This is a genomic window from Exiguobacterium sp. s46 (assembly GCF_018618875.1).
In the GTDB taxonomy this organism is placed as follows: Bacteria; Bacillota; Bacilli; order Exiguobacteriales; family Exiguobacteriaceae; genus Exiguobacterium_A; species Exiguobacterium_A abrahamii.
Map to the genome: position 1 here is coordinate 1055031 of NZ_JACSMY010000001.1, position 12056 is coordinate 1067086.

General features: G+C 47.5%; 12 protein-coding genes. 6 read left to right on the forward strand and 6 right to left on the reverse strand.

The window, feature by feature from the left end; genetic code table 11:
- Positions 1 to 143 precede the first annotated feature (143 nt).
- The 3 genes from KNQ08_RS05675 (at position 144) to KNQ08_RS05685 (ending at position 2827) form a co-directional block, all read left to right on the forward strand.
- A complete protein-coding gene (locus tag KNQ08_RS05675) occupies positions 144 to 911 on the forward strand; it encodes an SDR family NAD(P)-dependent oxidoreductase (RefSeq protein WP_214805055.1) in 768 nt (255 codons plus the stop codon).
- Between the two features lie 63 nt (positions 912 to 974).
- On the forward strand, positions 975 to 1772 hold the full coding sequence (locus tag KNQ08_RS05680; protein ID WP_214805057.1) for an SDR family NAD(P)-dependent oxidoreductase: 798 nt from the start codon (positions 975 to 977) through the stop codon (positions 1770 to 1772).
- Between the two features lie 26 nt (positions 1773 to 1798).
- Complete coding sequence (locus tag KNQ08_RS05685; protein ID WP_214805059.1) at positions 1799 to 2827, forward strand: phosphotransferase; 1029 nt, start codon at positions 1799 to 1801, stop codon at positions 2825 to 2827.
- 13 nt (positions 2828 to 2840) lie between these two features.
- Here the strand turns inward: KNQ08_RS05685 and KNQ08_RS05690 are convergent, their stop codons facing one another.
- On the reverse strand, positions 2841 to 4088 hold the full coding sequence (locus tag KNQ08_RS05690) for a polysaccharide deacetylase family protein (protein ID WP_214805061.1): 1248 nt from the start codon (positions 4086 to 4088) through the stop codon (positions 2841 to 2843).
- A gap of 193 nt (positions 4089 to 4281) precedes the next feature.
- Here KNQ08_RS05690 and KNQ08_RS05695 point away from each other — a divergent pair, with 193 nt between their 5' ends.
- Together KNQ08_RS05695 and KNQ08_RS05700 are read left to right on the forward strand one after the other, a co-directional pair.
- Entirely contained in the window at positions 4282 to 5697 is a 1416-nt protein-coding gene (locus KNQ08_RS05695; protein WP_214805063.1) for an NAD-dependent succinate-semialdehyde dehydrogenase, read from the forward strand.
- Between the two features lie 155 nt (positions 5698 to 5852).
- A complete protein-coding gene (locus KNQ08_RS05700) occupies positions 5853 to 6296 on the forward strand; it encodes an NUDIX hydrolase (protein ID WP_214805064.1) in 444 nt (147 codons plus the stop codon).
- 85 nt (positions 6297 to 6381) lie between these two features.
- On the opposite strand, the gene KNQ08_RS05705 is transcribed toward KNQ08_RS05700, so the two are convergent.
- Together KNQ08_RS05705 and KNQ08_RS05710 are read right to left on the reverse strand one after the other, a co-directional pair.
- Positions 6382 to 8397 (reverse strand): Na+/H+ antiporter, encoded by a 2016-nt coding sequence (locus tag KNQ08_RS05705; RefSeq protein WP_023468480.1) that lies wholly within the window; start codon positions 8395 to 8397, stop codon positions 6382 to 6384.
- Between the two features lie 56 nt (positions 8398 to 8453).
- Positions 8454 to 9362, reverse strand: a complete 909-nt coding sequence (locus KNQ08_RS05710; RefSeq protein WP_214770442.1) for a helix-turn-helix transcriptional regulator — start codon at positions 9360 to 9362, stop codon at positions 8454 to 8456.
- Between the two features lie 83 nt (positions 9363 to 9445).
- On the opposite strand from KNQ08_RS05710, the gene KNQ08_RS05715 reads away from it, so the two are divergent.
- The gene (locus tag KNQ08_RS05715) at positions 9446 to 9970 is read left to right on the forward strand and encodes a dihydrofolate reductase family protein (RefSeq protein ID WP_214770445.1); all 525 of its coding nucleotides are present in this window, start codon (positions 9446 to 9448) and stop codon (positions 9968 to 9970) included.
- Between the two features lie 50 nt (positions 9971 to 10020).
- Here the strand turns inward: KNQ08_RS05715 and KNQ08_RS05720 are convergent, their stop codons facing one another.
- Genes KNQ08_RS05720 through KNQ08_RS05730 form a run of 3 tightly spaced genes read right to left on the reverse strand, consistent with a single transcriptional unit; the run spans position 10021 to position 11988 of the window.
- Positions 10021 to 11241, reverse strand: coding sequence for a cation:proton antiporter (locus tag KNQ08_RS05720; RefSeq protein ID WP_023468483.1), 1221 nt, complete (start codon positions 11239 to 11241; stop codon positions 10021 to 10023).
- Positions 11242 to 11244: 3 nt separating this feature from the next.
- A complete protein-coding gene (locus KNQ08_RS05725; RefSeq protein ID WP_023468484.1) occupies positions 11245 to 11745 on the reverse strand; it encodes a cation:proton antiporter regulatory subunit in 501 nt (166 codons plus the stop codon).
- Positions 11746 to 11769: 24 nt separating this feature from the next.
- Positions 11770 to 11988 (reverse strand): AbrB/MazE/SpoVT family DNA-binding domain-containing protein, encoded by a 219-nt coding sequence (locus tag KNQ08_RS05730; RefSeq protein WP_023468485.1) that lies wholly within the window; start codon positions 11986 to 11988, stop codon positions 11770 to 11772.
- Between the last annotated feature and the right edge of the window lie 68 nt (positions 11989 to 12056).

Consider the following 12056-nt stretch of genomic DNA (forward strand, 5'->3'; position numbering starts at 1 on the left):
TTGTCACAACTAAACCACGCTTCATCCCATCCCTCCTTTTCAATATTTTACCATCTCCACTTTATTATGGAGTGATTTTTCTTTCTTTTCAGTCAATTTTTCATTAGAGTAAGTGATGACTCTTAGTAAAAGGACGTGACATCATGTATCTTCCAAGTTTTTCGTTAACCGATCAGACATTTCTTATCACAGGAGCTGGGCGAGGCATCGGACGCGCGCTCGCCATCGGGATGGCAGAAGCCGGTGCTAACATCATTCTCGTCGCCCGGACAGAACGGGATTTGAAGGAGACGGCACAAGAAATCGAGCGACTCGGTCGAACGGCTTACATATTCCCGTGCGACATCACTGACCGGAAACAAGTCGTCGAGATGGTAGCTCGTGCCTACGAACAAGTACCGCAGATTGATGGGCTCGTCAACAACGCTGGAATGAACATTCGCTCGAAGGCACTCGATGTGACGGAAGACGAGTGGGAAACGATCCAACAGACGAATCTGAAATCCGCCTTCTTCTTCGCTCAAGAAATTGGGAAACGGATGCAGGAGACAGGTGGAAGCATTCTGAACATCGCCTCGGTTGCTGGTCACGTCGCCTTACGGACCGGCGTCGTGTATGCGACGACGAAAGCGGCAATGATTCAGATGACAAAAGTACTGGCGCTCGAATGGGGACCACGAAACATTCGTGTCAATGCGATTGGACCGTGGTATTTTAAGACGCCGTTAACGGAACCATTGCTGAAAGATCCTAAATACCTGCAAGAGATCGTTGACGTGACACCGCTCGGTCGGGTCGGTGAATTAGAAGAACTGGTTGGACCAGCTGTCTTCTTATCGTCTGCTGCAGCCCGTTACGTGACCGGGCAAACGCTTTATGTCGATGGTGGGATGACGATTAAAGGTTTTTAAAGACAGAAGAAGACGGATGCGCATCTGCTCATCCGTCTTCTCGTATCTGAAAGGAGTTTCATCATGTCAAAACGGATTGCACTCGTCGCTGGCGCCTCGCGTGGTGCCGGACGTGGCATCGCTTATGCCTTGGGTGACGCTGGAACGATCGTCTACGTCACAGGACGGAGTACGAACGAACAGACAACGGATCAACGAAGCGAAACAATCGAAGAGACAGCTGCTGGTGTCACAGCACGCGGCGGACTTGGTATCCCCGTCGTTTGTGACCATACGAATCAAACGGACATCGATCGTCTGATTCAGCAGATTCAGCACCAACATGGTCGAATCGATCTCCTCGTCAACTGCGTGTTCGGTGGTTCGGAAAGCCACTTGCCGTCTGGAACCGGACGACGGTTTTGGGAGCGACCACCGGAACATTGGGACGCGATGATGTCTGCCGGACCAAAAGCGTATTTGTGGACGATTCGGGCTGCGATGCCATTGCTACAACAAAGTCCAGCTGCGCTCGTCATCAATTTGACGTCATTCACTCCAGATCAGATGGCGGGAAACCTCTATTATGATTTGGCGATGCAAACGATTAATCGAATGACACACGTCATGGCGCAGGAGTTATCTCGGACGACCATTTCTGTCATCGCGCTCTGCCCCGGTTTCATGCGGACGGAACGGGTCGTCGATGCTGGATTCGCGAGTGCTGCGACTGAATCGACGACCTATATCGGACGAGCCGTTACAGCGCTGATGGCGGATGACGCCGTTAGCCGTTATTCTGGACAAGCCGTCTTCGTTGCCGATCTCGCGAAGACCTATCACTTTACGGATCAGGACGGGACGCAGCCACTACCGTTTTGAGCTATACCGTTTGAGGAGCGTGAACTATGTGTCCTGAAGATAATCAATTGATTTCGATCGCTCTATCACGATTTGGGATTTCATATGATTCTGCTCTAGATCATTCAATCTCTTTATCGACTTTCGGAATTCATGGTGACAAACATTATCGAATAATCTGTAATAGTAACGCTTATTCTTTACGCCTTCTTGCGGATGATCGATATAGTTCTGAGACAGAACTTGCCTCTGCATCTGATTTGAATCAGCAATTATACGCAACTGATAGAATACGTGCACACGGACTCCCCTTCATGAAACGTGTTCAACCGACAACTGACTCAAATAATACATTTTCAATGATTCGAGATGATGCTGGTCGAGCGTGGCGCTGTGTCCTCTTTGATTGGATAGACGGCACACATATTACTGCACAAACTAAATCATCAGTGTCAAAAATGGGTGCGTTGCTCAGGCAGCTACATGAAATACCGGTCGATTCACAATTTTCTTTTCCGGTCGTTGACCATACCGTCGCCTACCAAAAATGGCATCATGATTTATCAAAGGTGGATACTGTCATCACCACAATAGACCAACAAAGGTTAGGTAACTATCTCGATCTCGTCCAGTTCCATATCTATCAGGCACAACGCAGATTGAAGAACGATGTGCTACCTGTTTTATCAACAGACCTCAATGCACTAAATATATTATGGAAGAACGATCATATCGTCGGAATCGTTGATCATGAGCATATCGGTTACTCTGATCGTATACAAGATCTCGCATGGATACTTAAATGGTACGCACGTAATGAAGGGATTCATTCTTTTAGCGTGTCCCCTGTACTAGCGCAAACGATTTTAGGAAACTATGACATGAATATTTTTGATCACGATGATTTTGTTCGACTTAAATCGTTACTCTGGCTTTCGGGTTGTTTTAATTTTCATTTTGTTCGACAAACATTTCATCTTTTATCTGATTCTATCGTTTCAAACGAGGAATTGAGCAATCACCTAGAACGTTACCGTCAAAGAGGAAAAGCTCTCCTCTCACTCCTAGCAAAATGATCTATGGAACGGTTCACTTCCGTTCTGGTCGTGCTGGATCAAAGACCTCTTTCGCATCAAAGAATGGATCGAGGACGCTCGTCTTTCCAGCAACGGCTTGACGTAAACGAATCCCATCAACGTTGATTCGAGCTTGGCGGAAGTAGTCGGGTCCAACTTGTTTCCACGCATGTTGACTCGCATCAACATTGAAGAAATAACGGAAACCGCTATCGATGAGTAAACGATATTTCTCACCCGAATACTCATGCCAATCCCCGACATCACTGCCATATGGATAAATCAGTTGCGTCGTTTTTCCGATCAGCGGAGCAACGTCCTGTTTGTAGCGTTTAAGATCCGCGCAGATCGTCGCGACTGATTCTTTTCCGACCCAAATATGTCCGTACGTATGACTCGCGAACTGCCAGCCGTCCTCTTTTAATGCGATGGCGGTCTGTTTCGCTTGTTTTCGTGCCGTCTCGACCTGTTTATTGTGTCCATATTGATTGTAGGAGGAACGATACCCGAGCACCCCGTTATAACCTGTGATACCAAGCAACCCTTTTGCTCCTTTATAGGAAAAGTCAGGATGCGACTGGACGAACGCATCGATGATTGGTACGAGATCATAGGCACCATCCGGCTTTCCAACCATTGCGTTGACGATTTTGCCGTCCTTCACTTTTAAATTCTTCGCAAATCCATCGCCTTTCATGTATTCGTAATAATTGACGTCGTCCTGCGACAACACGAGCGGTTGCTTTCCTTTTGGTAAACGGACGGGTGTCTCGACGATCTTCCCGTTCACCTCTTTTGCTAGGTCTGTTGGTCGGACGAGTACGTAATCGTTTTTATACAACGCATCTAAAATCCGTTCGAATTCCTGTTGCGTCACCATGTAATCATCGTACCCCGCTTCCTTCCGGTCGCCGTCAAATGCTTGTTTTGGATCAGCAATCAATGAATGGAAGAAGAGATGCGGCACAGGTTTTTTCACAGGCAGGAGCGCCTGCTTTTTCTGTTCATATTCTTCCGTTTTCTGTTTCGTCTCTTTTGTGCGCACGGGTTTTAACACCTTAATCGCCCGGTCATAATCGTACTGGGCAGCGTAACGCTCAGCACGCTGTAGCGTCTTTTCTATGTAAACTTGTTGCGAAGCTTGTCTTTTTTGCTGTGTCTCGCGTGGTTTATCCGGCTTTTTCTCAACGACTTCTTTTTCTCCACATCCACTTAATAATAGACTCAACGCCACACTGCTAATGATCCAATTCCGTTTCATGACTGTCGACCCCTTCATCAATTTTGATATTTTCATTCTCCATTACTTTAACTATTCCCGATTGTTCAGTCGATTAACTATTTTGTTGAGTCATTCCGTTTCGTTATGACGGTCCATCCAAAGCGGAACTTCCGCTCCTTCGTCTTGAGGTGTTTAATAGGGAGCGTAATGAAATTTACGGAGGTGCAACAAGATGATTGAAAAGAACTTAATTAATGGTGAATGGTATGACACAACAGAAACGATTCCGGTCTACGACCCTGCAACGAAAGCATTGCTCGGACATGTTCCGGCAAGTTCAGCGGAAGACGCACAACGTTCCGTTGATGCAGCGAGCGAAGCATTCGTCAAGTGGTCAAACGAAACTGCAGACACACGTGCGAATTTAGTCGACGCCTGGTATCGCTTGATCAATGAACACCGTGAGGAACTCGCCCGGATCATGACAACAGAACAAGGGAAGCCGTACGTCGAAGCACTCGGTGAAGTCGATTACGGCAATCAATACGTCCGTTGGTACGCTGAAGAAGCACGCCGGATTTACGGTGAAACGATTCCGGCTTCTGTTCCAGGAAAACGACTCTTCGTCGAAAAAGAACCAGTCGGTGTCGTCGCAGCGATCACACCATGGAACTTCCCGGCAGCGATGATCACACGCAAACTTGCTCCTGCTCTTGCAGCGGGTTGTACGATTGTCCTTAAACCATCGGAAGAAACACCGTTTACGGCACTTCGCCTCGTTGAATTAGCAGAAGAAGCAGGTATCCCTAAAGGTGTCATCAACGTCTTAACAGGTGATGCAGCAACGATCAGTGGCGTCTGGCAAGCCGATTCCCGCGTCCGGAAGATCACGTTCACAGGTTCAACAGCCGTCGGGAAACTGATCATGCGTCAAGCAGCCGATACGATGAAGAAACTATCACTTGAACTCGGTGGACACGCACCCTTCATCGTCACGGAAAATGCGGATCTCGATAAAGCCGTTGAAGGCGCGATGCGCTCGAAATTCCGGAATGGTGGACAAGCGTGTGTCGCGACGAACCGCTTCTACGTGCAAGCGTCTGTTCTTGACGCATTCACGGAAAAATTCACAGCAGCCGTTAAACAACTACAAGTCGGGAACGGGATGGACGCTGACTCGACAGTTGGTCCATTGATCAATGCGAAAGCCGTCGCAAAAGTCAAAGCACACATCGATGACGCTGTCGCAAAAGGGGCAACGATCCTGACTGGTGGTACGATTGACGAATCTGTCGGCTACTTCGTCACTCCAACCGTGCTTTCGAATGTCACAGAAGATATGCTCTGCATGCAGGAAGAAACGTTTGGTCCGCTCGCACCGATCTCTGTCTTTGAGACACTCGATGAAGTCATCGAACGGGCGAACAACACACCATACGGACTTGCAGCTTACGCGTTCTCTGAACGCATCGATGAAGCATTGATGCTCGGAAAACGACTCGAATACGGGATCGTCGGTCTGAATGATGGCGCACCATCTGCTGCACAAGCTCCATTTGGTGGCTATAAAGAGAGTGGTCTTGGCCGTGAAGGTGGCGTCTACGGCATCGAAGATTATCTCGAAGTCAAATACTTGTCGCTCGGTTAACCAATTAAACATTTCGTTTGAAACAAACGATTTTTACCCATAGGTCACCCCTCATTTCTTGAGTGAAATGAGGGGTTTTTGTTTGGCATGCTTACATACTATTTTGTAAGGTATGATTGAATTCAAATGATTATACGAAAAGGAGTGATTTAAGAATGGATGTCATCACCTTCGGGCAGCAAGAACAGAACCAACACTACATAACAAGACCTGCTGTTTATGCGGTCATGCGCGACTCTCAAACAGGTAAAATTGCCGTCATTCAAAAAAAGGACGGTAAGTTGTTTCTTCTAGGTGGCGGTATCGAGACCTATGAGACGTATGAAGACTGTCTTAAAAGAGAGGTACTAGAAGAAACGGGGATGGACATCGAAATCGGTGATTTCATCGGACGAGCCAATCAACATTTCTATTCACAAAACGAAACGGCATATTATTTGAACGAAGGGCAGTTCTATCGTTGCGATGCTGGGCAGAAAGTACAAGATCCGATTGAGGATGATCATGCCTTACGATGGATCGACCCGGTTGAAGCAATCGAACATCTATTTCACGACCATCAACGCTACGCAGTCCAAAAGACGCTATACATGATTTAAATCAAGACGCACAAAAGGAGCACGATTCTCTTTTTCAGAGAAAACGTGCTCCTTTTAAATATGTGACAAACGAACAGTCTCGTTGTTATTCGACGTATTCGTAGAGAACGACACTCTCGATGTAGTGAATGAAGCGACGTAATTCCTTCTCCTCTTCGTTCGAGAGATCCCCTTCTTTCGACATATTCGCGATTTCAAGACGCTGAACTTCGATAGCTTTCAAGCAAAGTTCTTCTTTTTGCTGATCGACGTCCTTGCCACCGATTGGTGACGACCAACGCGTATGTTTGAAGCGAAGTCGTTTATAGAATTCCAGCACACTTTGAACGACGTCTGGTGGGTACGATGAGCGGCAATTCTCGAGACGTTCGATCACTGTGCCCATTACCTTTTCATACAGTTCATGCTCGACTTGTGTCATTTGAATCAACGCGTCAGACGACATGTTCGATCGTTTCCGCTTCCACCACAATTTTCGAATCGGTTGGACGATTTGGAAACGCGAATCCTTGCCGATCGCCTTACGACGGTTTTCGATCGAGCGGAAGACATCCTTCTTCAACAGATCCGGCACCTTGTGCTCAGCGACGAAACGTTTTGATTCTTCCTTTTCCCACTGGACGGCTTCCAGTCGCAGTGCTTTCAATTGATCATTGAATTGATCGAGCTCTTCCTGACTTTTTTCCTGTGCCCGAAGTAACCGAAGCATGACATGATACTCATTAAGGAGATCAAACGCAACGACCGCATTGTCTTCGTCCGTCACTTGTTTGATTTCTGAGATTGCACGGCGAATCATCCGTTGTTTTTGAGCATTCAGGTCGAGTGCGATTGGTGTAGCCGCTTCTCCCCGGTTCAAGACCGGTAAGAGAATCGTTGCGAGAACGAGTGTATAGATGATGACACCCGCTGCAAGGAAGATGATCAATGAGCGTTCCGGGAAGGCTTCGCCGGACTCCGTCAAGAACGGTAATGACAAGACCCCGACCATCGTGATCGTTCCGCGAACCCCGACCAGTGTCGTGATTAAATCTTGTTTGAAGGACGGTCGACGATGATCGCGGTCCTCTTTTTTAAAGAACCGATGATCGAACCAATTGAAGAACATCGTCCAGACGAGACGGATCGCGAGAATGAATGAACCGATTTCGATGACATATAGCATGAGACGCCAGTTGTTGATCGCATCATCTGCAAAAATCTCGCGTGTCGCTTCCGGCAACGTCAAACCGAGCAATAAGAAGATAATCCCGTTTAACGTATACGCAATCATCGTCCAGATGTTATCCGTCAACGTCTGCTCTTGTGCAAAGAACGTTTCCGTCCGTTCTTTGATCAAGGCATGCAAGATACCACCTGTCACGACGGCGATGACGCCTGACGCGTGAAACCCTTCTTCGGCGATGAAGAAGATGATGAATGGCGTTAAAATTTGCAATAAGGCATAAAAGACAACATCTTCAATGCCGGCGCGACGCAAGCGAACCTTGAGAAAGTTCATCGCGAGTGAAATCGTCAATCCGATCAATGCTCCGACGATGAACATGTAGAAGAACTCAGTCGTTGCGCTTTGAAGCGAGAAATACCCTGTGACGACAGCAGCGACCGCATAACTGAACGCAACGAGTCCCGATGCGTCATTGATCAGCGATTCTCCACGGACGAGCGTCAGAATCTGTTCTGGAATCTGGACACGTTTCGCAATCCCGTTGACGGCAATCGGATCGGTCGGCGATAAAATCGCAGCTAAAGCAAAGGCAGCAGCGACTGGAATAACTGGAATTAACCAGTTGATGAAGTACCCTCCGACGATCGTCGTCAACAAGACGAGAATGATCGCGTTCCCGAAGATCGCTGTCCGCATCCGCCATAAATCTTCTCGTGGGAAGTGAGAACTATCGTTGTAAAGTAACGGTGCGATGAATAAGAGGAGGAACCACTCGGATTCGACCTCGATCGTCAAACCACTCATCAGGAGAGCGGCGACGGTTCCGGCAATGATTTGAATCAAAGCCGTTGGGATGAAACGGATGTAATGTCCGATGACTTGCGTCAATAAAATAAGCGCAAGCATCAATAAAATCAATGATAGTGTTTCCATGGAAGACCCCTTCCTCTATTGTTTCTTTCTACCTATATCCTAACATAGTTTTTTAATCAATCCTGTCCGAGCGCCTTATCGGACCGTTGCACAGCAATCATTTCTTCTGCTTGACGAATCAACTGCTCCCGGAGTTCGAGTGGTTCAAGGACTCGCACTTCCGGACCGAGCCGCATCAATTGGCGTCCGAGATACGGCAGTTCGGTTTCCGGAACCAACCATGTTCGTTCCGACTGAATCGGTAAAATCCCCTCTAGCAACCGTTCGCCTAATGGTGATACTTCCAGTTTCACCGTCGTCATCGGTACACGTGTCATGTCTTGTTCCAAATCTGAAAAGGTTAACTCGGTTGCTGGCAACTCATGAAGCATCACGTCTTTGATCCGATCAACACGGAACTGGCGATACCCTCGATTCGTCTGTCCATAGAAGTACCAGCGATTCTGTTCGAACGATAAACCAATCGGATCTACGACGATCATGCGTTGTCCTTTTGTCGTCTCATACAGAATATTCCCCATCCGTCCGCTCTCTAACAAGTCGAGTAACGCTGGATTTTGCGGCGACGGTGGTGTGTCGACCGTTTGAAAGCGAAAGCGGTCTTTCCATTTTACGATCTGTTGCTCCGTCATCTTCGGTAACTCGTTCGCATAACGTTCAGCGACTTCCTGTCGAATCGTACCGAATGGAAAATCGGGAATCTGTCCGACCCATTCCAGAAGGATGAAGAAGACAATCGTCTCTTCATCCGTCAAAACGAGTGGCGGCATGTTCCGATGTGGCAACATCCGGTAACCCCCTGCCACGCCAGGTTCGCTGTAGATTGGATAACCATTTGCTTCAAGTACCGTCATGTCTCGTTGAATTGTCCGGATCGACACCTGACATTCTTCCGCGAGCATCCGTGCAGAGAAGTGTTCGCCCCGGTTTAACAAGCGTACTAAACGCCACTGTCTCGTATTCATACAGTTCCTCCTTAAATGACGACATCTTTTGTCGTCATTATACGCTAAGATGAAGTCACACGATGCAAAAGGAGGAATTATGGATGTCACAACCTACGACCGTTCTTTATATCGCTTGTAGTCTTGACGGGAAAATTGCCAGACTCGATGGTTCACTTGATTGGTTATTTGCCGTTGCCGGAGACGGGGATAATGGTTATCAAGCGTTCTATGATCAAGTCGGTGCCGTCATCATGGGACGAAAAACATATGATGAAGTCCTTCAACTCAGCGAGACGTACCCTTACGCAGATATTCCGAGTTATATCTATAGCCGGACGCAACGAACGTCTGAGACGGTCACCTATACGGATGAACCGCTCAATCAACTGCTCGACCGGATTTCGCCAACGATTGAAGGTAATGTTTGGCTGATCGGTGGTGGCGAATTGATTCAAGAAGCGTTGCGCTTAAAACGCATCCGCTCGATTGAACTGGCAATCGCCCCTGTCATTCTCGGAACAGGCATCCCACTGTTTCCGGAAGGAACGAATGAAACGAATCTTCGTTTGACAGCGAGTCGCCATTCGGGACAATTCCTGATGGCGACGTATGAAGTCTTGACTTAAATAACAACAACCGGTTCGGGAAAGCGAACCGGTTGTTCGTTTACATCAGATTAGGCATTTTTCTTCGTCTTTTTCGCTTTTGGTTCTGTCCACTTAAAGATTTTATTCATGACGTTGTAAATCCGTTTTGATTCCTTCGTCATCAACGGTCCGAGAATGGCGAGAATCAAGACATATAAAGCAGAGAATGGTGACAAGATATCCATCAATCCACCGGCGATTCCGAGATTCGCGACGATGATCGAGAACTCCCCGCGCGAGACGATCGTCAAGCCGATGTTTGAGGATGCTTTGTGTGACAAGCCTGCTTTACGTCCCGCAATCATACCCGCCACGTAGTTCCCGATGATCGTGATGACGACGGCACCGAGTGCGAGCCAGACGGCGTCAAGTAACATCGTCGGATCGATGCTCAATCCGAAACTGAAGAAGAAGATCGCACCGAAGAAATCACGGAATGGTACGACGAGATGTTCGATCCGCTCACCTTGGTCGGTTTCTGAGAAGACGAGGCCGAGTAACAACGCCCCGATTGCTTCTGCAACATGAATCGTTTCCGAGAATCCGGCGATGAAGAACAAGGCAGCAAAGACGACGATGATGAAGACTTCATCCGAGGCGATCTTCAGCATCTTATTCAAAAGCGGTGTTGCCTTCCGAGCGACGATGAAGAACAACAACATATAGCCGAGGGCGATCAAGATCGATGTGAGGGATGCGAGTAATGTCGTCCCACCACCGAGAAGCAGTCCCGATAAGACCGACAAGTAGACAGCGAGGAAAATGTCCTCGAACATGATGATTCCAAGAATCAATTCCGTCTCCGTGTTACCAGTCCGGCGGAGATCAACGAGGACTTTCGCCACGATCGCACTCGAGGAGATCGTAATGATTCCGGCGATGACGAGTACTTCATAGAGTGGGAATCCGGCGATGAATCCATAGAGTAAACCACCTGTAAAGTTAATCGATAAATAGATCGTTCCGCTCGTGACGATCGATTTTCCAGACCGGATCAACTTACCGATCGAGAACTCGAGTCCGAGATAGAACAAGAGGAATAGGACGCCGATTCGTCCGAGGAAACTGATGAACTCAGCACTTTCAATGAACTTGAAGTCTAGTATCCCGATTGTCGGAGCGTGCGGTCCAACAATCATCCCGAGAATAATCAGAAACGGGATGATTGAGAAATTGAGTCTGTTCGCGAGCACTGCCGCGATCGCCACTAAGATAAGCGCGGTACCGACTTCAAATATGAGATGATCCATATATTATCCGCCTCCTTCGATTGAGAATAATGCTTTCGTGATGTGACGGACGTTTTGACGTTCTCCTGACAGGACAATCGTATCTCCCGCTTCAAGGCGCGTTTCTGGTCCAGGATTTAACGATTTCGAACGGTCATGTTTAAGCACTGCAATGATCGAGATGTCATATTGGTTACGGACATCGAGTTCCCCAATCGTTCGATTGTTGACCTTTGAATCCTGACCGACTTTGAACCACTCGATGACGAGATCATCAAACGCGAGTTCAATTTTTTCAAGATCCTTTGGCTTATAAGATAATCCTCCGAGAATCCCTGCCATCTGACGAGCTTCTGCATCATTGAACGTCACGCTCGAGATGCTCTCATCAAAATCATCGTCATCATAATGATGCATTTCGCGTCGTCCGTCGTCATGGACGATGACGACCACCTTATCTCCTCGTGTCGTGATGCCTTCGAACTTCCGTCCGATTCCTGGTAAATCTACTTCTCGCATATCCATCTGTTATTTCCTCCTTTTTATTTTTTACAAATGATGATTCGCTTTGTGGATGAGCGTCTTGAACGTCTCATCGCTCAATATATCTTGAAGGTCATGCAGCTGTTTCAAATCCGCTTTCGCCATGATGACAAACCCGTCCTCCTCAATGAATGCCACGCGATCTCCTTCCTCCACTTGCAAGGCCTGCCGAATTTTTTTGGGGATGGTGATCTGTCCTTTTGACGTTAACTTTGATAGCTCCATCACGAACTTCCTTCTTTCTGTGTTTTTTCTTGTATTCCTTACTTCCTTACTTTTCTTATTTCCAATAT